Here is a 23643-nt window from a genome sequence, read left to right as displayed (position 1 = left end):
TTCACTATCCTTCCTCACCCGGCAGGTCGCGGGACCAATCACCCGAGCGGCCGCCGGACTTCGCTGTGATGCCGCAGCGCCGGATATAAGCGGAGCGGTCCACGCCTTTCACCATGTCGATGAGAGCTAGCGCCGCAACGTTCACCGCGGTCAGCGCCTCCATTTCCACGCCGGTGCGGTCGGCGGTGTGAACGGTGGCTTCGATGAAGACGTGGTCTTCGCGCAGCTCGATGTCGACCGCGCACCCGTGCACGCCGATGGTGTGGGCAAGCGGTAGGAGATCCGGGACCTTCTTGGCGGCCGCAATACCGGCCACTCGAGCAACCGCAAGCACGTCGCCCTTCGGCACGGTTCCTTCCTGCAGCGCGGTGAGGACCTCCGGCGAGCAGGCCACCTCGCCTTGGGCGGTGGCGGAACGCACGGTGGGCTTCTTATCGGTGACGTCCACCATGTAGGCGGAGCCGGCCTCATTAAGGTGAGTGAACTTCATGGCTACAGCGGGTCCTTTCCTTGGGTGGACCTAGCCTATCTGACGAAGAGTGGGCCGATCCGGCGTTTAGAGGCGCGATCTTTGGCAACAACGGAGGGGTGGGGGATGTGGTGAAGCACCGTGAAGCTAGTAGGGGTAGACGGTAAGTTGCTCCCCTGTGGTGACGGGGCTCGTCAGCAGCGCGAAACCTTGCGTGCCGGGCAGTGCTGCAACGTGGTGGCTGCGCATGCGTGGTCCAGGCGGCGGGAAGGCGGTGATGCTTCCGTCCAGAGCAATCGAGCACGGCTGAATAAGCGGGCGGTGCGGATGCGGGAAGTCAGCCCCAGCGACGGCCGTCAGGTGCGGCCGGTCTAAAACTCCGGTGGGGCGGGGCAGCCCACGCAAGGAACGCATCAGCGGGGTGAGGTAGAGATGCGCGGAGACGAACGCCGCCACCGGGTTGCCCGGCAAACACACCACGGGAACACCGTCCCACAGCGCGTGGCCTTGCGGCGCGCCGGGGCGCTGGTTGACGTGTCCGAACCAATAAGAGCCGCGCTCCACGGCATCCTCAACGACCGCGCGAACCACGTCAAAGGCTCCTGCGGATACCCCGCCGGTGGTGACGATGAGATCGGAGTCAGCGGCAGCCGCGTCGAAGCGGCGGCGCAGCTCAACGGGTGAATCGCCACATACCGTGCGGGCGATGTCAACGGGGCCGGTAGTGCTAAGGAGTGCGTCGAGCATCGGACCATTGGAATCCGGGAGCTGGCCGTTGAGCAGCTCCTCACCCGTGGCAATGACGGTCACCCGCGGGGTGCGGTGGAGCACGGCGGTGTCGACGCCGGCGGAGAGGGCGGCGGCGATAAGGGAGGCGTCCACCAGCGTGGCGGCACCGGCTAGTTGGTGCCCGGCCTCGATGTGGGAGCCGCGCCGCCGGATGTGGTTGCGCTCGGGAAGGCGGTGCACCGTGACGGTCTCAGGCAGTGGCCCGGGGCCTGGTGGAATATCGGTGTCTTCCACGGGGATGACCAGACCATCAAAGCCCGCGGGTACTGGACCACCGGTCATGATGCGCAGCGCAGTGCCGGGCGGCAGGGTTTGGGCCGGCGCGCCGGCAGGCACATCACCCACGACAGGCAAAGTGAAGGGAACGGTGAGACTGTCTGGTGAGGAAGGCTGAGGAATGAGGAAGCCATCCATGGCCGAATTATCCTGCGGCGGGAGGGGAAGGCGGGCGACGAGGGGCTCAGCCAGCACGCGACCCTGCGATAAGGCAGCGCGTTCCGAAGGCAAGGCGCGGACCAGCGCGTGGAGGCACTCGAAGTATTCCTCGATACTTAAGTCAGTCCCGGTACTCGTCATTGCACCCAATCTAGCCACCGATGGCGGACATCGGGCGATCTGGCTGGAGGAAACCTTCATCATCCACCCCGTGGCCCGGTAATTTCCTCCACATTTCACCCGCCCACGCGGTAGCTAGCTCCGCATCGCTGGCGCCAGAGCGCATGAGGTCGCGCAGGGAGGTTTCCGAGTTGCCGAAGAGGCAATTGCGCACCGCGCCGTCTGCGGTCAGGCGCGTGCGGTCGCAGTCCCCGCAGAAGGGCCGAGTTACGGAGGCGATCACCCCGATGTGTCCTATGGGGAGGGAGCCATCGCGCGAGACCGCGGACCACAGTGCCGCCGGCGCGGAGCCGCGGGGTTTCTTAGCCGGGGTGAGCTCGAAGTCTTCGGCCAAGCGCGCCAAGATATCCTCCGCGGTGACCATCCGGGAACGCGCCCACTCCTCCCGTGGGCCCAATGGCATCTGCTCGATGAAGCGCAGTTGCGCGCCGCGTTCGAGGCAAAAGCGAGCCAAGGGAAGGATCGCAGACTCGTTGACACCCGGCATGATGACGGCGTTGATCTTGACTGGGTCCATGTCGGCGGCCAGCGCGGCGTCGATGGATGTGAGCACATCTGCCAGGCGGTCGCGCCGGGTGAGCCGGGCATAGAGCTCCGGATCGAGGGTGTCTAAGGAGATATTGACGCGGTCGAGCCCGGCGCGCTGCAGCCCCGGCAGGCGCTTATCTAGGCCCAGCCCGTTGGTGGTGAGAGCAGTAGTGGGTGCCGTACCTTCGTCGGTCCGCAGAGCTTTGGTCGCGGCGATGATTTTCTCTAAGGAGCCGCGCAGGAGCGGCTCCCCGCCGGTGAAGCGCACCTGCTGGATGCCGAGCTTGTCTACCGCGAGGCGGATAAGACGGATGGTTTCTTCATCGCTGAGCGTGTGTTCGGTGGGCAGCCACTCATAACCTTCGGCGGGCATGCAGTAGGTGCAGCGCAGGTTGCAGCGATCCGTCAGGGAGACACGCAGGTCGCGGGCTTGGCGGCCGTAGCGATCCACGAGCGCGCGGCGGCCGTCGGGCCCTGGCGCCGGCAGGTCCGTGGGCGGAGTCCCCGCGCCCCGTACGCGCGGCAATGGCAGCGTCAGCGGGGCGGAGGTGTGTGGCGAAGGTTGGGATCGTTGGGCGGACATTGCTGGCAAGTCTAGATCGAAGCCTGCCGAATGAGTAGGCGGGGTGGGGCTAGTCTTCCGCGCCGCCCTCTTCGGCGTCTAAGCGCTGCGCCTCGCCCGGGCCCTTCAGCCGGATGATGTTGTACTCGCCTTCCGCCAAGTGGGCGCGCAGGTCCTTCTTGTCGAACTTGCCCACCGAAGTCTTATCGATGGATTTTACAAAGGTCCAATACTCCGGCAGCATCCAGGAGGGAAGCTCAGAGCGCATCCCGTTGCGCAGGCGCTCGGCGGTCTCAATCGTGGGGCTGATGTCCGCGGCGAGCACGGTGACAGCCAGCGGGCGCTCGACCCATTGCTTGTCGGGGTAGCCAATGACGGCGCATTCCAGCACCACCGGGTTGGCCATGATGAGGTTCTCCAATTGGACGGAGTAGATCCACTCACCGCCGGAGCGGATGACATCGCGGGCGCGATCCTCCACGGTGAGGAAGCCATCCTCGGTGACGAAGCCGACGTCGCCGGTGCGCAGCCAGCCGTCGGCCGTGAACTTGGAGTCCGCGTCCTCGACATCCTTGCCACGGAACTCGTGGGCAGCACCGCCGTCCTCCGAAGCGGGCGAGTGGTAGTAAGAACCGGTGACCAAGTTGCCGCGGACCTGAATCTCGCCAGCGTTGCGGTCCGTGGTGTTGACCACGTGGCCGTCATTGACCACGCGGTATTCCAAGGAGGCCGGGAAGCGCCCCTGGGAAATGCGGTAGGCCCAGCGAGCCTCACCTGAGGCGCCTGAGGGCGGGCGGGCCACCGTGCCCACCGTGGTGGTTTCCGCCATGCCCCACACGTGGACCACGTCCACGCCGTAGCGCTCTTCCCAGCTCTTGATGAGCTGCGGTGGAACAGGCGAGCCGCCAGCGAAGATCTCCGTCAGTGTCATGCGCTCAGGCGGGTTCTTGAGGTAGTGCACGAAGAGCTGAATCCAAATGGTGGGCACGCCATGGGCCACGCGCGGGGAGGTGGCGGCGATGATTTTGGCCAGGGTGGCGGGGGAGACGTCGGCGTCGGGAAGCACCAGCGGCGTGCCCGTCATCCACGCCGCAAAGGGAACACCCCAGCTCAGCACGTGATAGATGGGGATGCAGCACAGGAATGTCTCGCCGTGGGTCACACACAGGGAATCGGAGGAGCGCAGCTGCATTCCTTCCAAGTACAGAGCGCGGTGGGAGTAGAGCACGCCCTTTGGTGCACCAGTGGTGCCGGTGGAGTAACACAGTGCGGCGGCGGTGTGCTCATCCAAAACCGGCCAGTCATACACGGTGGAGCGCCCATCCAGCAGTTGCTCGTAGCTGTAGATTTCAACGTTGCCCGGCAGAGCGGTGCTGGGCTTGCCGACGCCCGTAAACACCACCGCACGCACACAGTCCACACCTTCCAGAACCTGGGCTAGCTGCTCGGCGAGGCGACAATCCGCGACGATGACGCGGACCTCAGCGTGGTTGATGATGTGCCGGATCTGATCATTCATCAGCTGCTTGTTGAGCGGGGTGAACACCGCTCCCTTACAGGCGGTGCCAAAAAGCACTTCGAGGTGCTCGGCGCAGTTCCACATCAGTGAGCCCACGCGCTCGTCACCGGTGATGCCGAGCGTGTCATGCAGGGCGTGGGCGAAGGCGGCGGCGCGGGCGCCGACATCAGCGAAAGTGGTTTCCTCGCGTTCATTGCCGGGATTGGCGCTGTGCCAGGTGATGACCTGGGTTTGGCCGTGGACGGAGGAACCGTACTCCAGGATGCGGGTGAGGGACAGCGGGATATCCTGCATTGTGGAGAGCATGCGCACTACTTTAGCCGTGTCAGTGTGAGCGCGGGGGAAGGATGCGGTATAGTTATCCGCGACTGGTGGGGAACGCTTTCCCCGCATCTCCGAGCTCCCTCCACGGCGCACACACCTGCGGTGACACTCTCATGGCAGTCCAACGGTGCGCGCGACGGTGAGAGGGGAGAGATACGCTCGCAGTCGCCTTCTTAAAATATCTCCCCGCGCTTGACCCGCGGCCGATTCCTTAAGTGCTTTCAGGAGTTCAACAAGGAGTCCTTCACGTTCCGTACCGCCGGGCCGGAGAGGGGGGAGAGCCAAGACAACCACCGCCCACGGGGATCGCGGTTGCGTGAACTCGCTGGTGGCGGAGGACCATCCCAATTACACACTGGCTTCCAACGCCCGCTTGGAACAGCACCACGCACAGTGCAGGTGCGGCAGACAAGATGGCGCGCGTTGGTGAAGCGACGAAAGGATATCCGTGAGCGATACGGACAAGACCGCAGCACAGGATCTCGCCTCCCTGAAGCTGCCGGAATTGCGCAAGCTAGCTGCGGAGCGCGGACTTCGCGGCGTCTCCGGACTGCGCAAGGGGGATCTCATTACTGCCCTGACCACCGGCCAGGTGCCGGCGCGCGGCGCGAAGGCCGCTGCCCAGGGCGAGGCTAAGGACGCACCCGCCGCAGAGGACTCCGCACAGAAGGAGTCGAAGAAGGACGCGCAGCCGCGCCGCGCGACCCGCAAGGCTTCCCGCCCTGCCGGCGCTGCTGACCAGGCCTCCGAGAAGCAGGAGCCTGAGAACACCCACAAGGGCGAGGACGGCGCTCAGGAGTCCGAGCAGAAGGACGGCCACGACGAGCAACGCTACGAGTCCCGCTCCCAGGCCCGCCGCGCCCGCCGTAACCGCGCGCGCCGCCAGGAGCGCGAGGCCCGCGAAGAAGCCAAGGGCAATAACAACGGCAACGGAAATGGCAACGGCGCCGAGGACAAGCAGTCCAAGTCGGAGGGTAACCAGTCCCGTGGCGGCAACAACTCCGACAACTCCGATAACGGGGACCACGGCAACGGTGGCAACAACGGCGGTGGCAACAACGGGGGCGGCAACAACAACCGCCGCGATAACCACCGCAACGATGATGACAACAACGGCGGCGGTGGCCGCCGCAATCGCCGTAACCGTCGCAACCGCCGCGGGCGTGACCGCGATGGCGGCGGCAACGGTGGCAATGACCTGCAGATCCGCGAGGGCGATGAAGTGCAGGTAGTGGGCGGCATCCTCGAGGTCGTCGACAACAACGTGGCCTTCCTGCGCACTACCGGCTACCGCGCGGCCAGCTCCGATGTCTTTGTCAACAACAACCTCGTGCGCCGCCTGGGCCTGCGTTCCGGCGACGCCCTGACCGGCAAGGTCAAGGTCTCGGGCCCGACCCACACCCACGGCAACGGCCGCAACCGCCGCAAGTACAACCAGCTCGTGGAGGTCGACACCGTCAACGGCCTAGATCCGTCGACCGCGAAGGAGCGCCCGGACTTCGCCAAGCTCACGCCGCTGTACCCAAACCAGCGCCTGCGCTTGGAGACGGACCCGAAAATCCTCACCACCCGCGTCATCGACCTCATCATGCCGATTGGTAAGGGCCAGCGCGCGCTCATCGTCTCCCCGCCGAAGGCCGGTAAGACGACGATCCTGCAGAACATCGCCAACGCCATCGCCACGAACAACCCGGAGTGCTACCTCATGGTCGTCCTCGTGGACGAGCGCCCCGAAGAGGTCACCGACATGCAGCGCAGCGTCAATGGTGAGGTCATCGCCTCCACCTTCGACCGCCCGCCGTCAGAGCACACCTCGGTGGCGGAGCTGGCCATCGAGCGCGCCAAGCGCCTGGTGGAGCAGGGCAAGGACGTCGTCGTCCTGCTCGACTCCATCACCCGCCTGGGCCGCGCCTACAACAACTCCTCCCCGGCATCCGGCCGCATCCTGTCCGGTGGTGTGGACTCCAACGCCCTGTACCCGCCGAAGCGCTTCCTGGGTGCTGCCCGCAACATCGAGAACGGCGGCTCGCTGACCATCATCGCCACCGCCATGGTGGAGACCGGCTCCACCGGTGACACCGTCATCTTCGAGGAGTTCAAGGGCACCGGCAACGCCGAGCTCAAGCTGGACCGCGCCATCTCCGAGCGCCGCATTTTCCCGGCCGTGGATGTCAACCCGTCCGGCACCCGCAAGGACGAGCTCCTGCTGGTTCCGGAGGAAGCACGCATCATGACCAAGCTGCGCCGCATCCTCTCCGGCCTGGACTCCTTCGCCGCTATTGACCTGCTGATTAAGCAGCTCAAGAAAACCCGCTCCAACGGCGAGTTCCTCATGCAGGTGGCCTCGTCCGCGCCCATGGCGGCTGACACGGATGAGGAGGACTACAAGTAATGTCTAACCAGGTTTCCCTCGTCGATGACATTGTCTCCGAGTTCCAAGGCATCGAAATGCAGATGGCTGACCCGGAGGTAGCCGGTGATCAGTCCCAATTCCGCAAGCTGTCCAAGCGCTACGCCGAACTGCGACCCATCGTCGCTGTGAACGACGAGTTGGTCCAGGCTCGCCAAGACCTGGCCGATGCCAAAGAGATGGCCTACGAGGACCACGAGTTCCAGCCCGAGGTCGACCGCCTTGAGCCACTCGTCGTCCAGCTGGAGGAAAAGCTCGCGGACCTGCTGGCCCCGCGCGATGAGCATGACTCCGAGGACATCATCATGGAGATCAAGGCCGGTGCCGGCGGCGAAGAGGCAGCACTCTTCGCCGGCGACCTGGCCCGCATGTACGAGCGCTACGCCGATAAGGTCGGCTTCCAGTGGGAGGTCCTAGGCCTCAACGAGTCCGACCTCGGTGGTGTGAAGGACATGTCCATCTCCTTCAAGTCCAAGACCCCCTCGCGCGATGGCGCGTGGAGCGTGTTCAAGTTCGAGGGCGGCGTCCACCGCGTGCAGCGCGTGCCGGTGACCGAGTCCCAGGGCCGAATCCAGACCTCCGCAGCTGGTGTGCTGGTCTACCCGGAACCGGAAGAAGTCGAAGCCGTAAACATCGATGATAAGGACATCCGCGTCGACGTGTACCGTTCCTCCGGTAAGGGCGGCCAGGGCGTGAATACCACTGACTCCGCGGTGCGTATTACCCACCTGCCGACCGGCCTGGTGGTGACCTGTCAGAAGGAACGCTCCCAGATCCAGAACAAGGCGCGCGCCCTGCAGGTGCTGCAGGCACGCCTGGACCAGATGGAGCGCGAGGCCCGCGAGGCCGAGGCCGGCGAGCAGCGCGCCTCCCAGGTGCGCACCATGGATCGCTCCGAGCGTATCCGTACCTATAACTGGCCGGAGAACCGCATCACCGACCACCGCATCGGATACAAGGCCAATAACCTGGATTCCGTGCTCAACGGTGACATGCAGGACCTCATCGACGCCCTGCAAGCCCAAGAACGCGCAGAGCGCCTTGAGGCTGAGGACTAAGGCTAAGGCACGGTTTAATTCGGTGACTTTTCACACCTATCGGGAGGCGCTTCGTGATGCCACGGAGCGCCTTCGCGCTGCCGGGGTACCTTCATCCGAGTGGGACGCGCGCCTGCTGGCTGCCCACCTCATCCACTGCGGCCACATGGACATCCCGCTTAACGAGGCTCCGATGCCCGGCTTTGACGTGGCATATGGGGCGTTGGTGGGGCGTCGTGAAGCGCGCGAGCCCCTCCAGCACATCCTGGGCGTGGCGTGGTTCGGCGCCCTCGAACTCGAGGTGGGCCCCGGCGTGTTCATCCCGCGCCCGGAGACGGAGGTGCTCGCCGACTGGGGAGTTAAATCTCTTCAGAGATTTAACTCGGGGAAGATGACGAAACTTGACCCGCAATCTCCCCGCGTCGTGGATCTGTGCGCCGGATCCGGGGCGCTGGCGCTGTACGTCGCCCACTATGTGCCGCAGGCCCAGGTGTGGGCAGTGGAGCTTGCCGACGCCGCCCTGGCCTACACCCGGCGCAATGCCGCAACCGCTGCGCGCGGCCGGGCGGGTTCTGTGAACGTGGTGCAGGGCGACGTCACCGACGCCCAGCTCTTGTCGGAGCTGCACGACACCGTTGACCTCGTGCTCACCAACCCACCCTACGTTCCGGAGACCCCGGACCTGGACCCAGAGGTCTACCAGGATCCGCACGATGCGGTGTTTGGGGGAGCAGACGGCATGGAGACCATCACCGCGATGATCCCGACCATCGCCGCGCTGCTGCGCCCCGGCGGGCGGGTGGGCATTGAGCACGACGACGAGACCTCCCAACAAGTGCAGGAAGCCCTGCGCGCGCACGGCGGCTTCAGCGATATCGAGGTGCTCAAGGACCTCACTGGCACCGCACGATTTGTCACAGCGAAGCGGAGAGTACAGTAGATTGGTCGAAGATTGGTCGACAAGCCGATAGGAACGGGATTAAAGGAGAGACCAATGCAGGGACAGATTTATAACTGTGCGGACGCTGCTGAGCGCGAGGAAGGCATGGCACTTGCCGTCAAAGCAGCCAAGTCAGGCCGACTCGTCGTGATGCCCACCGACACGCTCTACGGGCTGGGCTGCGATGCTTTCGATAACGATGCCGTGGCCAGCCTTTTGGCCACCAAGCACCGCGGCCCGGACATGCCGGTGCCGGTGCTCGTCGGCTCCTGGGACACCGTCAAGGGGCTTGTCGCTTCGTTGGATGACACCGCGCAGACCCTCATCGAGGCCTTCTGGCCGGGTGGGCTGTCCATCGTGGTGCCGCAAGCGCCTTCGCTGCCTTGGAACTTGGGAGATACCCGCGGCACGGTGATGCTGCGCATGCCGTTGCACCCCATTGCCATTGAACTCCTCCGCGAGGTCGGCCCCATGGCGGTCTCCTCCGCGAACATTTCCGGACAAACCCCGCCGACCACCGCGATTGCCGCCAAGCAGCAGCTGGGCAAGGCCGTCACGGTCTACCTGGATGGGGGAGAAGCCGAGGTGGGCAAGCCGTCTACCATCATCGACTTGTCCGGTCCGCGCCCCTACCTCTTGCGCGAAGGCGCGCTGAGCGCCGAGCAGATTGGCGAGGTCATCGGAGTGTCTGCAAAGTCCTTGCGCACCCGGCCGGGTAGCCAATCCTCTTAAGGAGACATCAGTGGCTGGAACCGGAGTGCCGCTGCGCGAACTGGCGTTGATCATTTTCGTCGCGGCGGCGTTTACCTACATCACCACCGGACTGGTGCGCAGCGTCTTGGTGCGCAGCGGCCAGGTGGCGGAGATTCGTCTGCGTGATAGTCACTCGCAACCCACCCCGCAGTTGGGTGGCGTTGCCATGTTTACGGGGTTTGCGGCTGCTGTCTATCTCGCGGGCCAGCTTCCAGCCTTGACTCGCGGGTTTATGCCGGTCACGCCGGAGATGAACGCTGTGCTGTGGTCAGCCGCGGCCATTGTCATCGTCGGCGTGGTGGATGACCTGCTGGAACTGAGTGCTCTGGTCAAGCTGATCGGGCAATTGGTGGCGGCGGCCATCATGAGCGGTCTCGGTCTGACGTGGACTCTTCTCTTCTTGCCCTTTGGTGATGGAACCACGGTCATCCTCGACCAGGTCCAGGGAACACTCTTGACTACGTTCTTTACGGTCCTGCTCATCAACGCCATCAACTTCGTGGACGGGCTCGATGGGCTGGCTGCCGGGCTGGGCATGATTGCAGGTGGTGCCATCCTGGTTTTCTCGCTGACCGTGCTGCACGACCAGGGTGGGGCGGTCTCCGCCTATCCGCCGGCGATTATCGCGGCGGCGCTGGTGGGCGTGTGCGCCGGGTTCCTCCCGCATAATTTTGAACCCTCCCGCATCTTCATGGGGGACAGCGGGGCGATGCTCATTGGCTTGCTGCTGGCGGCTGCATCCACCTCCGCGTCGGGCAAGATCAACATGTCGCTCTATGGAACCGTGGACATCGTGGCGCTGATGTCGCCCGTCATCGTCGTGGTAGCCGCCGTCTTTATTCCAGTCCTGGACCTTGTCTGGGCCGTGATCCGGCGCGTATCCCAGGGGCGCTCGCCCTTCGCCGCGGACAAGGCCCACATCCACCACCGGCTGCTCTCGCTGGGACATACACACCGCCGCACCGTGTTGGTGCTGTACCTATGGGTCTCTGCGGTGGCCTTCGGGGCGGTCTCTTTTTCCATCGTCCCCGCGCCCGTGGCCGTCGTACTAGCGCTTGTCGCGCTCGTCGTTGCCTTTGGCGTGACCCTAATTCCGCTGCGCCAGGGCAAGCTTGGGCGCCAGCCGCGTCCCACCAGCGTGGTGCTGGAAACGGATCCCTCCTGAGGTAGGGTATGGGGCTGTGACTGATTCAACGACCTCCGAAGAGCTTTCGCCGTACGACGATCATCGGCGCCCCCTCAAGCGTGCGCTCCGCCTCGGAGCCATCGGCCTTGTCGTCGTGACCATCGCGTCCCTGGCTATCTGGGGCGGTGTCCGCGGGTTGCCTGGGATCTGGGGCGTACTCGTCGGCGCGGCCATTGGCGGTGGCTTCGTGCTCTTTACCGCGGCCTCAGTTCTTCTTACCGCGCGCACCACGCCGTCGACAACGATGGCGGTGGTGCTCGGCGGCTGGCTGCTCAAGGTGGTCATCCTGATTATGGTGCTGTTGCTGATTAAGGATCTTGAGTTCTACGACACGATGGCGCTTTTCGTCACCGTGCTGCTGGCGCTGGCGGTAACACTCGGCACTGAGGTCTGGGGTGTGATTACATCCAACGTGACCTACGTGTCTTAGCCAGTCTCGACCTTTTAGAGTGAGCCACTGCTTCCGGTGACCCCGGGAGGGTGGCTTTTGTGTAGTTAAGTGGCCACGGCGACAGCCCCCGTTACCCCCGTCAAGGTGGGAAAACGCGGGTGTGTGACCAAATACACTTGGCGGGGTTTCGGCAGAATGTGGGCGTTTTATAGGGCCCACTGGCACTAGGCTGTGCCTTTAGGGCCGCAACGGGGCCCCCACGTGCGAAAACTTGAGGGCGAACTGATAGCATTCTCTTCGGGTTACCGCGGGTTAGCGTCATGCTATCCCGAAAAAGTACGGTTTATCCTTGCCCTGTTTACGCTGATGTGCGACGGAGTCCGTAGACAGGGCAAAGAGCTTGAGACGTCCATCGCACCACATAGCCTTCGACAAGCTGTGTGGCCCGAACACGGGAGAGAACGCTGAGCGTTACGACATTGGCCATGAAGGGTGAGTTTCACGCACCCGAACTGGATCCAGAATTTTTCCCGGGGCACGTAACCGATGATGGTGAAGTCGTCGATCTTCTTTTCGCCGATTTCGCCAACGGTTGGTTCGCTTTGGATCGCATCATGCTGGTTCGTCTGTTCATGGCGGCCATCCTGGTGCTCCTTTTTGTTGTCGCCTTCAGGAACCCGAAGCTGGTTCCTAAAGGATTGCAAAACGTAGCGGAGCATGCGATTGACTTCGTACGAATTCACATCGCAGAAGACATCTTGGGCCGCAAGGAAGGACGTCGATTCCTTCCGATCTTGGCCACGATCTTCTTCGGTGTTTTGTTCTGGAACGTAGCAACTATTGTTCCAGCTCTAAACATCTCTCCGAACGCTCGTATTGGTATGCCAATCGTGCTGGCTGTCGTCGCGTACATCGCCATGATTTACGCCGGCGCCAAGCGCTTTGGCTTCGGCAAGTTCATCAAGTCCTCGGTGGTTATTCCTAACCTGCCGCCGTTGCTGCACGTGCTTGTCGTACCGATTGAGGCTTTCTCTACGTTTGTCATGCGCCCAGTCACGCTGGCACTTCGTCTGATGGCGAACTTCCTGGCTGGCCACCTCATTTTGGTCCTGTTGTACTCGGCAACGAACTTCTTCTTCTTCCAGTTCAACGGTTGGACTGCACTGAGTGGCCTCACTCTGGTCGCAGCGGTTCTGTTCACGCTGTACGAAATTATCGTCATCTTCCTGCAGGCATACATTTTCGCCCTGCTGACGGCGGTATACATCGAACTGTCGCTGCATGCAGATTCGCACTAACAACAACGCGAACCTCGCGGTTAACTAAATACCCCAAAACCACCACATCCCCCGCGGAAGAATCCGTGGGAAAACTTTGAAAGGGAACGACTTTCATCATGAACGAAATCATTCTTGCTCAGGCTGCTGACGAGTCCACCCTCAAGGGCCTCGGCGCCATCGGCTACGGCATCGCAACCATCGGCCCGGGTCTGGGCATCGGTATCCTCGTCGGCAAGACCGTCGAGGGCATGGCACGTCAGCCGGAGATGGCTGGCCAGCTGCGTACCACCATGTTCCTGGGTATCGCCTTCGTTGAGGCCCTCGCCCTGATTGGCCTCGTTGCAGGCTTCCTGTTCTAAAGAGCGCTTTACACAAAGTAAATCGAACTTTAAGAACGGAGCCCCATGAACAACGTCATTTACTACCTTGCAGCAGAAGGAAGTGAAACCCTGCCCCTCGAGTCGGGCAACTCTATCCTTCTGCCCAAGATGTACGACTTGGTCTGGTCTCTCATTCCGTTCACCATCATCCTGATTGTGTTCTGGAAGCTCGTTCTTCCGGCATACAACAAGATGCTGCAGGAGCGTGAAGACCGGATCGAAGGTGGCCTTAAGCGTGCGGAGGCTCAGCAGGCCGAAGCAAAGGCCGCTCTGGAAAAGTACAATGCTCAGCTCGCTGACGCGCGAGCAGAGGCTGCGGAGATTCGTGAGCAGGCGCGCGAGCGCGGCAAGCTGATCGAGGCAGAGGCTAAGGAAGCTGCAGAAGAAGAGTCTCGTCGCATTCTGACCGCTGGCGAGAAGCAGCTTGAAGCTTCCCGCGCACAGGTCGTGTCTGAGCTGCGTTCCGACATCGGACAGAACTCCATCAACCTGGCAGAGAAGCTGCTCGGCGGCGAACTTTCGGACGCCACCAAGCAGTCCTCCACCATTGATAACTTCCTGTCCGAGCTCGACACTGTGGCACCGGCCGGAAAGTAGGCAACGATGAAGGCAGCTAGCCGCGAAGCACTCGCTACCGTTGAGTCCAAGCTGGATGAGTTCCTCTCCGGTGACCGCTCGGTGGCGACTGCTACCCAGGCAGGCCAGGACCTCTTTGAGGTGGTCCGCGTTCTCGACGGCGACCGCGAGCTGCGCGTCGCGCTGACCGACGACGCCTCCACCTCCGAGGAGCGCAAGTCCCTGGTCCAGACCCTTTTCGGCGGCAAGGTTTCCCCGGTAGCACTGCAGGTGCTCCAGGAGGCAGCCGCCGCACAGTGGTCGACCCCGCGTGATATCGCCCGCGGCCTTATCATCCTTGGCCGTCGCGCACTGCTGCGTGGCGCTGAGTTTGAGGGCAAGCTGGGCCAGGTGGAAGACGAACTCTTCTCCCTGTCGCGCGTGCTTGACCGCGAAGGCGAACTGACCCAGCTGCTTTCAGACCGTACTGCGACGTCCGACCGCAAGGTTGGGCTGCTGGCAAGCGTGCTCTACGGCAAGGTCACGATGGTCACTGAAGCGCTTGCGCTGCAGGCCATTGGCCGCCCGGAGCAGAACCCGATTGATGATCTCGCCGGATTGGCGGACACTGCAGCCAAGCTGCAGGGCCGTACCATCGCGCGCGTGACCTCGGCGGGTGAGCTGAACGATAGCCAGCGGGCAGCACTCGCTGAAAAGCTGGGCAAAATTTATGGTCGTGCGATGTCCATCCACTCTGAGGTTGACACCAGCCTCCTCGGTGGTATGACCATCCGCGTCGGCGACGAAGTCATCGATGGTTCGACGGCAGGCAAGATTGCCCGCCTTCGCGCGCAGATGGCATAAGCCGAAACGACAGAAACGATTAAGTAATTGCTGGAAGATACTACCGAGAGCAGGAAGAACATGGCGGAGCTGACGATCTCCTCCGACGAGATCCGTAGCGCGATTGCGAACTACACCTCGAGCTACTCCGCGGAGGCCTCCCGTGAGGAGGTCGGCGTGGTCATTTCGGCAGCTGACGGTATTGCGCAGGTTTCGGGCCTGCCGTCCGTCATGGCGAATGAGCTGCTCGAGTTCCCCGGCGGCGTAATTGGCGTCGCACAGAACCTTGACACCAACTCCATCGGTGTCGTGGTCTTGGGCAACTTCGAGTCGCTTAAAGAAGGCGACGAGGTCAAGAGGACCGGCGAGGTTCTCTCCATCCCTGTGGGCGAGGAATTCCTCGGCCGCGTTATCAACCCCCTGGGCCAGCCGATTGACGGCATGGGCCCGATCACCGCTGAAGAGGACCGCGTCCTCGAGCTGCAGGCACCGTCCGTGCTGCAGCGTCAGCCGGTGGAAGAGCCGATGCAGACCGGCATCAAGGCTATTGACGCGATGACCCCGATTGGTCGTGGTCAGCGTCAGCTGATCATTGGTGACCGTAAGACGGGTAAGACCGCCGTCTGTATCGACACCATCCTGAACCAGAAGGCTAACTGGGAGTCTGGCGACAAGAACAAGCAGGTCCGCTGCATCTACGTCGCCATCGGCCAGAAGGGCTCCACCATTGCTGGTGTGCGCCACACCCTGGAGCAGCACGGCGCTCTGGAGTACACCACCATCGTGGCTGCTCCGGCATCCGACGCCGCCGGCTTCAAGTGGCTGGCACCGTTCTCCGGTGCAGCTCTGGGTCAGCACTGGATGTACCAGGGCAACCACGTCCTGATCATTTACGATGATCTGACCAAGCAGGCTGAGGCCTACCGTGCGATTTCCCTTCTGCTGCGCCGTCCGCCGGGCCGCGAGGCTTACCCGGGCGACGTCTTCTACCTCCACTCCCGTCTGCTGGAGCGTGCTGCAAAGCTCTCTGACGACATGGGTGCAGGTTCCATGACCGCACTGCCGATCATTGAGACCAAGGCGAACGACGTCTCCGCCTTCATTCCGACCAACGTTATTTCTATTACCGACGGCCAGGTCTTCCTGGAGTCCGACCTGTTCAACCAGGGCGTCCGTCCGGCAATTAACGTCGGTGTGTCCGTCTCCCGTGTTGGTGGTGCCGCACAGACCAAGGGTATGAAGAAGGTTGCCGGTAACCTCCGTCTCGAGCTGGCTGCCTACCGTGACTTGCAGGCCTTCGCGGCCTTCGCATCCGACCTGGATCCGGCTTCCAAGGCTCAGCTGGAGCGCGGTGAGCGCCTCGTCGAGCTGCTCAAGCAGTCCGAGTCCTCCCCGCAGCCTGTCGAGTACCAGATGGTGTCCATCTTCCTCGCAGACCAGGGCATCTTCGACGTCGTTCCCGTCGAGGACGTACGCCGCTTCGAGAAGGAGCTGCACGATCACCTCAACTCTGCAACCCCGCAGGTGTTCGAGCAGATCCAGGGCGGTACCGCTCTGACCGACGAGTCCAAGGATGCACTTGTTGCAGCAGCTAAGGACTTCATTCCGTCCTTCCGCACGACCGAGGGCAACAACCTCGGCACCGAGGCGCCGGTTGACCCGCTCGCCGCGGATGATGTGAATAAGACCGAGCTCAACGTCTCCCGCAAGACGGCCAAATAGAGTTTCGCACGCTCTAAGAATTAACCGTCTAGAAAGAGAAGGGAGGAGCGAACACCATGGCTAATCTTCGTGAACTGCGTGACCGTATCCGGTCCGTCAATTCCACCAAGAAGATCACCAAGGCACAGGAGCTCATTGCTACCTCGCGCATTACCAAGGCTCAGGCCAGGGTAGAAGCGGCGCAGCCTTATGCACGTGAACTGTCCAACGTGCTTAACAAGCTGGCGGCGCACACGTCCCTGGATCACCCGATGCTCCGGGAACGCGAAGATGCTAAGGTTGCCGCCATTCTCGTGGTCTCTTCTGACCGCGGTATGTGCGGTGGCTACAACAACAACATCTTCAAGAAGGCGGCCGAGCTGGAAGCCCTGCTTAAGAGCGAGGGTTTCGAGACCGTCCGCTACGTGACCGGCAACAAGGGCGTTGGCTTCTACAAGTTCCGTGAGGCCGAGGTCGCAGGCAGCTGGACTGGATTCTCGCAGGATCCGACCTGGGAAAAGACGCACGATGTGCGCCGCCACATTATCGACGGCTTCGTCGCCGGTTCGAATGGCCAGGCCAAGACCCGCGAGGGCATTAACGTGGAGGGCGAGACCGTTCGCGGTTTCGACCAGGTCCACGTTGTGTACACCGAGTTCGAGTCCATGCTGACCCAGACCGCGCGTGTGCAGCAGCTGCTGCCGGTGGTACCGGTTATTGAGGAAGAGGACTACAACATGGGTGAGTCCGCGCTTTCCGACGCCGAGCCGAATAATCAGATCACTCCTGATTACGACTTCGAGCCGGATGCGGACACCCTGATGGAAGCGCTGCTTCCGCAGTACGTGTCCCGCCTCTTGTTTGCGATGTTCTTGGAGTCCTCGGCCTCCGAGTCCGCCGCACGCCGCACCGCAATGAAGTCTGCAACTGATAACGCTACCGAGCTGGTCAAGGACCTCTCGCGCGTGGCCAACCAGGCCCGTCAGGCGCAGATTACCCAAGAAATCACAGAGATCGTCGGTGGCGCTGGGGCGCTCGCCGAAAGCGCAGAAAGTGACTAGATTATGACTACAGCTCTGCAAGAGCAGAACACACAGTCGTCGGCTACCGCCGGCCGTGTGGTGCGTGTCATCGGTCCGGTCGTCGACGTGGAGTTTCCGCGTGGCGGGCTGCCGGCACTGTACAACGCACTGACCGTCGAGGTTTCCCTCGAGGCTGTTGCAAAGACCGTCACCCTTGAGGTCGCTCAGCACCTCGGTGACAACCTCGTCCGTGCCGTGTCCATGGCTCCGACCGACGGCCTCGTCCGCGGTGCCGCCGTGACCGACACCGGCAAGCCGATTTCCGTCCCGGTGGGCGATGTGGTCAAGGGCCACGTCTTCAACGCCCTCGGTGACTGCCTTGACCAGCCGGGTCTGGGCCGCGACGGTGAGCAGTGGGGCATCCACCGCGAGCCGCCGGCATTCGACCAGCTGGAGGGTAAGACCGAGATTCTGGAGACCGGTATTAAGGTCATCGACCTGCTAACCCCGTACGTGAAGGGCGGCAAGATCGGCCTCTTCGGTGGTGCAGGTGTGGGTAAGACCGTTCTTATCCAGGAGATGATTACTCGTATCGCACGCGAGTTCTCCGGTACCTCCGTCTTCGCCGGCGTCGGCGAGCGCACCCGTGAGGGCACCGACCTCTTCCTCGAGATGGAAGAGATGGGCGTTCTCCAGGACACCGCGCTTGTCTTCGGCCAGATGGATGAGCCGCCAGGAGTCCGTATGCGCGTGGCTCTGTCCGGCCTGACCATGGCGGAGTACTTCCGCGATGTGCAGAACCAGGACGTGCTGCTGTTCATCGACAACATCTTCCGTTTCACCCAGGCCGGTTCTGAGGTGTCGACCCTGCTGGGCCGCATGCCTTCCGCCGTGGGTTACCAGCCGACTCTGGCTGATGAGATGGGTGTGCTGCAGGAGCGTATTACCTCCACCAAGGGTAAGTCCATTACCTCCCTGCAGGCCGTCTACGTGCCGGCCGATGACTACACCGACCCGGCTCCGGCGACCACCTTCGCCCACCTCGATGCCACCACCGAGTTGGACCGTGGTATTGCTTCGAAGGGTATTTACCCGGCAGTGAACCCGCTGACCTCTACCTCTCGTATTCTGGAGCCGTCCATCGTGGGCGAGCGCCACTACGAGGTTGCACAGCGCGTCATCGGTATTCTGCAGAAGAACAAGGAGCTTCAGGACATCATCGCCATCCTTGGTATGGATGAGCTGTCTGAGGAAGACAAGATTACCGTTCAGCGTGCTCGCCGTATCGAGCGCTTCCTGGGCCAGAACTTCTTCGTCGCAGAGAAGTTCACCGGCCTGCCGGGCTCCTACGTGCCGCTGGCCGATACCATCGATGCTTTCGAGCGCATCTGCAACGGCGAATTCGACCACTACCCGGAGCAGGCCTTCAACGGCCTGGGTGGCTTGGACGACGTCGAGGCTGCGTACAAGAAGCTGACTGAGAAGAAGTAGGGAGAGGCACATGGCTGACATCACCGCCGAATTGGTTTCCGTCGAGCGCCTGCTGTGGACCGGCAAGGCCACCATGGTGACGGCTGAGACCACCGAGGGTGAGATCGGCGTGCTTCCTGGTCATGAGCCCATGGTCGGTCAGTTGATCGACAATGGTGTTGTGACCATCCACCCAGTCGACGGCGACCGTCGCGTCGCCGCTGTCCAGGGTGGCTTCCTCTCCGTGTCCGAGAACAAGATCACCGTCCTCGCCGATTGGGCCATTTGGGCCCGCGAGGTCGATGAAGCCCAGGCACAGGAAGACCTGAAGTCTGAGCGTGAGTTGACAAGGTCTCGCGGCGAAGCTGCACTGCGCGCCGTACGCCGCTTCAACAGCTAACGGATGAGCGGAGAGGGAACCGACGGGCAGCAATGACCGCCCTTCCCACTCTCACTTAGGAACCCCACAACCTCGCTAAGAGGGGGTGGGGTTCCTTCGTCTTCTCCGCCCCCGAGACGAGTAACTCTGAGCAATGACTAGCGTTGCCTACTCCAACGGCGGTACAATCAACCCATGAATTCTCAGGTGCTTCAGGGGCTAACAATTCTTTTAGGTCTGTGTGCACTGTTCCTTCTGGTTTTCCTCATCCTGGCGGCGGTGCGCTTTTTCACTGTGCGCTCCCGCGGCACGAGCATCCTTTTGCGCCAACTACCGTCGAAGGACTCTCATTCTTGGCGTCATGGTCTCGTGCGCTATGACGGCGAGTATATGAATTACTTTAAGCTTCGCTCCGTCATGCCTCGCGCCAACAAGCGCTTTAATCGCCTCGACATCGAATTGGGTAAGACTCGCCCGATGGACGATGACGAGGCTTCTTTTATGCCCTCGGATCACCAAATTATCCAGATTCGCATCGATGGGCGGGACTACGAGATTGCCTCCGATGCGCAGGGCATTATGGCCCTGAACGCGTGGGTGGAGTCGGCTCCGTCGAAGCGCCAAGAAAAGCTGGACTATCACCAGATGCGCCAACGGGCTACCCGTTTACCTAAGAAGTAGCGCTCAACGATAGGGTAGAGGGCATGCGTCTTGTCATCGCCCAATGCTCCGTAGACTACGTCGGCCGCCTCGACGCCCACCTTCCGATGGCGGATCGGCTCATCCTCATTAAGGCCGATGGTTCGGTGTCCATCCACGCGGATGATCGCGCCTACAAGCCCTTGAACTGGATGACGCCGCCGTGCACCTTTGAGGAGTCAGCGATTGAGGATATCGATGGCGAAGACACCGGGGAAAAGCTGTGGCTGGTGGAGAACCCCAAGGGTGAGCAGCTGCGCATCACCATTGCTGAGATCCACCAGGACATCGACATGGAGCTAGGTGAAGATCCGGGCTTGGTCAAGGACGGTGTGGAGGCTCACCTGCAGGAGCTGCTGGCCGAGCACATCGAAACGTTGGGGGAGAAGTACTCTCTGGTGCGCCGCGAGTACCCCACGGCTATTGGCCCGGTGGACATTATGGCGAAGAACGCTGAGAACGAGTTCGTCGCCGTGGAGGTCAAACGCCGCGGGGGCATCGATGGCGTTGAGCAGCTCACGCGTTACCTCGAGCTGCTTAACCGCGATGATTTGCTAGCACCCGTGCATGGCGTCTTCGCCGCGCAGGAAATCAAGCCCCAAGCCAGGACACTGGCGGAGGACCGCGGCATTCGCTGTGTGGTCCTGGACTATCAGGAGCTGCGCGGCATCGAATCCAACGAGCTGCGGTTGTTCTAGTGCCACGCCGCAACCGCAGAATCCGCGAGGAACCGCGCTCGCTGCCGCGCGATGGCAGCGCTTTCCTGGGCTCGCAGACGGTGGCGGGGCCGAGCTGGACCAATGGCGAGCCCTTCATCATGCGGCACGTCGGCAGCGCTGCCGCCCAGAAGTATTACGTCTGCCCAGGATGCAACCAAAACATCCCTCCCGGGGTGGCGCACATCGTGGCCTGGCCACGGGATACCGGTGGGCGCGGTGAGGACCGTCGACACTGGCACCGGCACTGCTGGGACCGGCGGTAGGATGGCGGGCATGATTGTTGCCTTTTCCGTAGCGCCCACTGTCGTGGGCGATGAAAGCGCTGAAATGTCCGAGGCCGTGGCCGAAGCAGTGCGTGTTGTCCGTGCTTCGGGCTTGCCCAATGAGACCAATTCCATGTTCACCATCATTGAGGGTGAATGGGACGAGGTCTTCGCGGTCATTAAGGAGGCCACCGATGCCGTACGCGCCGTGTCGCCGCGCACGAGCCTGGTGATTAAGGCCGATATCCGCGAAGGCGTGACCGGGCAAATCACCCAAAAAGTAGATTCCGTTAACCGTTACCTGGAGGAGAATAAGTGACCGGACCGTACGTAGGAGGAGCCCTCGACCTGGGTGCGATCAAGCAACAGGCGGAGGCACGGGCGCAAGCCCAGTCGCAAGCCACAAATGCCGGAACTGCTAGTTCCGGCGGCGGAGGGATCGCGCCCTTCTTCGAGGTCACCGAGCAGAACTTCGAGAATGACTTGGTGCGCCGCTCTGCGGAGGTGCCGGTTATCGCCCTGATTGGCTCGCCGCGCTCGCCTGCCTCTGAGCAGCTCAAGAAGGACTTCGAGGAAATGGCGGCCGCCGGTGGGCTGAAGTTCATCGTCGGCTATATCAACGCTGATGTCGTGCCCCAGGTGGCGCAGGTCTTCGGCGTGCAGAATCTGCCGACCACCGTCGCCATCGCTGCCGGCCAGCCGGTCACCAATTTTGAGGGCGGGCAGCCGCGAGAGAACCTAGAGCAGTGGGTAGCGGCGATCGTCGACAAGCTCGGCCCTCAGCTCAAGGGCCTGCCCGAGCAAGAGGAGGCTGGGGAGGGCCCCGCAGAGGAAGTAGCGGATCCACGCCTCAGCCTGGCGGAAGAAGCTCTCAACCGCGGTGATTTCGATTCCGCTATTGCCACCTACGAGGAGATCCTGGCTGCCGAGCCAGACAACGTGGAAATCAAGCAGGCCCGCGATACCACGCTGCTGCTCAAGCGCCTGGACCCGGCCAACCGCAGCGAGGATCCCATCGCGGCCGCCGATGCCGCTCCGGAGGACGTGTCCAAGCAGCTCGATGCCGCCGACGCAGAGGTTGTCGCCGGTGCTCCCGACCGCGCCTTCGAGCGCCTCATCGAGGCAATGAAGCGCACCGCTGGAGACGATAAGGAACAGCTCAAGACCCGTCTGTTGGAGCTCTTCGGGCTCTTTGATTCTGGTGACCCGCGCGTGCTGGCCGCGCGCACGAAGCTGGCTAGTGCATTGTATTAATTTCCCTTCCTTGTGGAGTCCCACGAGCAGCTGCAGCCTTCACGGGCGCTTGTTGCACCTCACACTCAACCCTCAGGATTGACTGATTGAGTCCTCTCCTGAGGGTCTTTTTGTGTCGACGCTAGTGTGTGAGGTGCCTCATGCTAAATTCATTTTGGTGTCATAACGCACACTTTGTTTTTAGCTCTTTCAGGAGGACTCTCATGCGCAAGCTCCTCGGCGTCATCGGCGCCACCTCTCTTGCTTTTACCCTCGCCGCCTGCGGAAGCGATAGCTCCGATAGCGCTGGTGGCTCCAACTATGTTCGCGTTCTAGGCACTGAGCCGCAGCAGGGGCTCATCCCCGCGATGACGAATGAGAACGGCGGCGGACGCATCGTCGACATGCTGTATTCCGGGTTGGTGTACTACGACGCCGAGGGCAACGTGCACAACGAGATGGCGGAGTCCATCGACAAGGAAGGGGAGAAGACCTACAAGGTCACGCTCAAGCCGGACCTGGAGTTCTCCGATGGTTCTGCCGTAACTGCAGATACCTTTGTCGATACGTGGAACTACGCGGTGGCCAATGAGCAGCTCAACGAGAGCTTTTTCTCCTCCATCAAGGGATACGGGGAAGGCGTCAAGGAGATGGAGGGCCTCAAGGTCATTGATGAGCGCACCTTCACCATTGAGCTGACGCAGCCGGAGAGCGATTTCCCAAGCCGTTTGGGCTACAACGCTTACTTCCCGGTTCCTGCAGCCGCACTTGAGGACCCGAAGTCTTTCGGCGAGACCCCGGTATCGAATGGCCCGTACAAGATCAAAGAATGGACCCACAACCAGAACCTGATCATCGAGCCCAACCCGGAATACAAGGGCGACCGTGCTGCACAAAACGACGGCATTGAGTTCGCCTTCTACGCTGACTCCAACGCCGCGTACATGGACCTGTTGGCGAATAACCTCGATGTCCTCGAAGCCATTCCGTCCTCTGCCTTCGGAAGCTATGAGCAGGACCTGGCCGGTCGCCAGGAAACCAAGCCGGCTGCTACTTACCTGGAGATGTCCATCCACATGGAGACGCCACATTTCAGTGGGGAAGAAGGCGCGCTGCGCCGCAAGGCAATCTCGATGGCTATCAACCGCGAGGAAATCGCGGAGACCATCTTCCACGGCACCCGCACACCGGCCCGCGAGTTCACCTCACCGGTCCTGAACGGCTACAACGACAGCCTGCCCGGTTCGGAGAACCTGGACTATAACCCGGAGGAGGCGAAGAAGCTCTGGGCGGAGGCCGATAAGAAGTACGGTGCTTTTGAAGGCTCGTTCCCCATTAACTACAACACCGATGGCGACAACAAAGATTGGGCCGATGCCGTAGCCAACAACATCAGCAACGCGCTGGGAATTCAAGCCGTGGGGAACCCCTACCCGGACTTCAAGTCCTTCCGCGATGCCTACCGCAGCGAGCGTATGGACGGTGCCTACCGCACGGCGTGGTTCGCCGACTATCCCTCCATGGGTAATTTCCTTGGGCCAAACTGGCTCTTCCGGTTTTAGAGTGCGTAGCGGGG

Annotated in this window: 24 protein-coding genes; 20 read left to right on the top strand and 4 right to left on the bottom strand. The window is 62.2% G+C overall.

Annotated features, from left to right (window positions below):
* Positions 1–4 precede the first annotated feature (4 nt).
* The 4 genes from moaC to HMPREF2526_RS10620 all read right to left on the bottom strand — a co-directional run bounded on the left by moaC (position 5) and on the right by HMPREF2526_RS10620 (position 4788).
* The gene (gene moaC / locus HMPREF2526_RS10635; protein ID WP_049155083.1) at positions 5–490 is read right to left on the bottom strand and encodes a cyclic pyranopterin monophosphate synthase MoaC; all 486 of its coding nucleotides are present in this window, start codon (positions 488–490) and stop codon (positions 5–7) included.
* A 126-nt stretch (positions 491–616) separates the two neighbouring features.
* The gene (locus HMPREF2526_RS10630; RefSeq protein WP_049155082.1) at positions 617–1834 is read right to left on the bottom strand and encodes a molybdopterin molybdotransferase MoeA; all 1218 of its coding nucleotides are present in this window, start codon (positions 1832–1834) and stop codon (positions 617–619) included.
* Between the two features lie 10 nt (positions 1835–1844).
* The gene (moaA, locus tag HMPREF2526_RS10625) at positions 1845–2984 is read right to left on the bottom strand and encodes a GTP 3',8-cyclase MoaA (protein WP_049155079.1); all 1140 of its coding nucleotides are present in this window, start codon (positions 2982–2984) and stop codon (positions 1845–1847) included.
* Between the two features lie 49 nt (positions 2985–3033).
* Positions 3034–4788 carry a long-chain fatty-acid--CoA ligase gene (locus HMPREF2526_RS10620; RefSeq protein WP_070547243.1) on the bottom strand — a complete coding sequence of 585 codons (1755 nt, stop codon included), beginning with the start codon at positions 4786–4788 and terminating at the stop codon, positions 3034–3036.
* 466 nt (positions 4789–5254) lie between these two features.
* Here HMPREF2526_RS10620 and rho point away from each other — a divergent pair, with 466 nt between their 5' ends.
* The 20 genes from rho (at position 5255) to HMPREF2526_RS10520 (ending at position 23629) form a co-directional block, all read left to right on the top strand.
* Complete coding sequence (gene rho / locus HMPREF2526_RS10615) at positions 5255–7198, top strand: transcription termination factor Rho (RefSeq protein ID WP_070511570.1); 1944 nt, start codon at positions 5255–5257, stop codon at positions 7196–7198.
* Entirely contained in the window at positions 7198–8274 is a 1077-nt protein-coding gene (gene prfA / locus HMPREF2526_RS10610; protein WP_049155076.1) for a peptide chain release factor 1, read from the top strand. Before rho ends, prfA begins: the two co-directional genes overlap by 1 nt.
* A 22-nt stretch (positions 8275–8296) precedes the next feature.
* The gene (gene prmC / locus HMPREF2526_RS10605) at positions 8297–9193 is read left to right on the top strand and encodes a peptide chain release factor N(5)-glutamine methyltransferase (protein WP_070547242.1); all 897 of its coding nucleotides are present in this window, start codon (positions 8297–8299) and stop codon (positions 9191–9193) included.
* 54 nt (positions 9194–9247) lie between these two features.
* A complete protein-coding gene (locus HMPREF2526_RS10600) occupies positions 9248–9925 on the top strand; it encodes an L-threonylcarbamoyladenylate synthase (protein WP_049155072.1) in 678 nt (225 codons plus the stop codon).
* A 10-nt stretch (positions 9926–9935) separates the two neighbouring features.
* Complete coding sequence (locus HMPREF2526_RS10595; protein WP_049155071.1) at positions 9936–11111, top strand: MraY family glycosyltransferase; 1176 nt, start codon at positions 9936–9938, stop codon at positions 11109–11111.
* A gap of 16 nt (positions 11112–11127) precedes the next feature.
* Positions 11128–11562, top strand: a complete 435-nt coding sequence (locus HMPREF2526_RS10590) for a Cg1360 family ATP-synthase-associated protein (protein WP_049155069.1) — start codon at positions 11128–11130, stop codon at positions 11560–11562.
* A gap of 446 nt (positions 11563–12008) precedes the next feature.
* Positions 12009–12821 (top strand): F0F1 ATP synthase subunit A, encoded by an 813-nt coding sequence (gene atpB, locus HMPREF2526_RS10585; RefSeq protein ID WP_049155068.1) that lies wholly within the window; start codon positions 12009–12011, stop codon positions 12819–12821.
* A gap of 98 nt (positions 12822–12919) precedes the next feature.
* Positions 12920–13162, top strand: coding sequence for an ATP synthase F0 subunit C (locus HMPREF2526_RS10580; RefSeq protein ID WP_010187073.1), 243 nt, complete (start codon positions 12920–12922; stop codon positions 13160–13162).
* Positions 13163–13207: 45 nt separating this feature from the next.
* Entirely contained in the window at positions 13208–13780 is a 573-nt protein-coding gene (locus HMPREF2526_RS10575) for a F0F1 ATP synthase subunit B (protein WP_070547241.1), read from the top strand.
* 6 nt (positions 13781–13786) lie between these two features.
* Positions 13787–14602, top strand: coding sequence for a F0F1 ATP synthase subunit delta (locus HMPREF2526_RS10570; RefSeq protein ID WP_010187070.1), 816 nt, complete (start codon positions 13787–13789; stop codon positions 14600–14602).
* Positions 14603–14662: 60 nt separating this feature from the next.
* Entirely contained in the window at positions 14663–16303 is a 1641-nt protein-coding gene (gene atpA / locus HMPREF2526_RS10565) for a F0F1 ATP synthase subunit alpha (RefSeq protein WP_070528750.1), read from the top strand.
* A gap of 56 nt (positions 16304–16359) precedes the next feature.
* A complete protein-coding gene (locus HMPREF2526_RS10560) occupies positions 16360–17343 on the top strand; it encodes a F0F1 ATP synthase subunit gamma (RefSeq protein ID WP_010187068.1) in 984 nt (327 codons plus the stop codon).
* Positions 17344–17346: 3 nt separating this feature from the next.
* Positions 17347–18795, top strand: a complete 1449-nt coding sequence (atpD, locus tag HMPREF2526_RS10555; protein WP_070528745.1) for a F0F1 ATP synthase subunit beta — start codon at positions 17347–17349, stop codon at positions 18793–18795.
* A 10-nt stretch (positions 18796–18805) separates the two neighbouring features.
* A complete protein-coding gene (locus HMPREF2526_RS10550) occupies positions 18806–19174 on the top strand; it encodes a F0F1 ATP synthase subunit epsilon (protein ID WP_049155064.1) in 369 nt (122 codons plus the stop codon).
* A gap of 174 nt (positions 19175–19348) precedes the next feature.
* A complete protein-coding gene (locus HMPREF2526_RS10545) occupies positions 19349–19834 on the top strand; it encodes a DUF2550 domain-containing protein (RefSeq protein ID WP_070547240.1) in 486 nt (161 codons plus the stop codon).
* A 23-nt stretch (positions 19835–19857) separates the two neighbouring features.
* Complete coding sequence (gene nucS, locus HMPREF2526_RS10540; protein ID WP_070547239.1) at positions 19858–20550, top strand: endonuclease NucS; 693 nt, start codon at positions 19858–19860, stop codon at positions 20548–20550.
* Positions 20550–20834 (top strand): hypothetical protein, encoded by a 285-nt coding sequence (locus tag HMPREF2526_RS13680; RefSeq protein ID WP_080975079.1) that lies wholly within the window; start codon positions 20550–20552, stop codon positions 20832–20834. Before nucS ends, HMPREF2526_RS13680 begins: the two co-directional genes overlap by 1 nt.
* Before the next feature lie 10 nt (positions 20835–20844).
* Positions 20845–21153: a thiamine-binding protein gene (locus HMPREF2526_RS10530; RefSeq protein WP_049155059.1), complete on the top strand. Its 309-nt coding sequence runs from the start codon at positions 20845–20847 to the stop codon at positions 21151–21153.
* Positions 21150–22088 (top strand): tetratricopeptide repeat protein, encoded by a 939-nt coding sequence (locus HMPREF2526_RS10525; RefSeq protein WP_070547237.1) that lies wholly within the window; start codon positions 21150–21152, stop codon positions 22086–22088. Before HMPREF2526_RS10530 ends, HMPREF2526_RS10525 begins: the two co-directional genes overlap by 4 nt.
* Before the next feature lie 203 nt (positions 22089–22291).
* A complete protein-coding gene (locus HMPREF2526_RS10520) occupies positions 22292–23629 on the top strand; it encodes a peptide ABC transporter substrate-binding protein (protein ID WP_246819890.1) in 1338 nt (445 codons plus the stop codon).
* The last annotated feature ends 14 nt before the right edge of the window (positions 23630–23643 follow it).

Source organism: Corynebacterium sp. HMSC070E08 (assembly GCF_001808895.1).
Classification (GTDB): Bacteria; Actinomycetota; Actinomycetes; order Mycobacteriales; family Mycobacteriaceae; genus Corynebacterium; species Corynebacterium hiratae.
The sequence above is the reverse complement of the archived record's forward strand: the minus strand, read 5'-3'. Positions and strand labels throughout refer to the sequence as shown.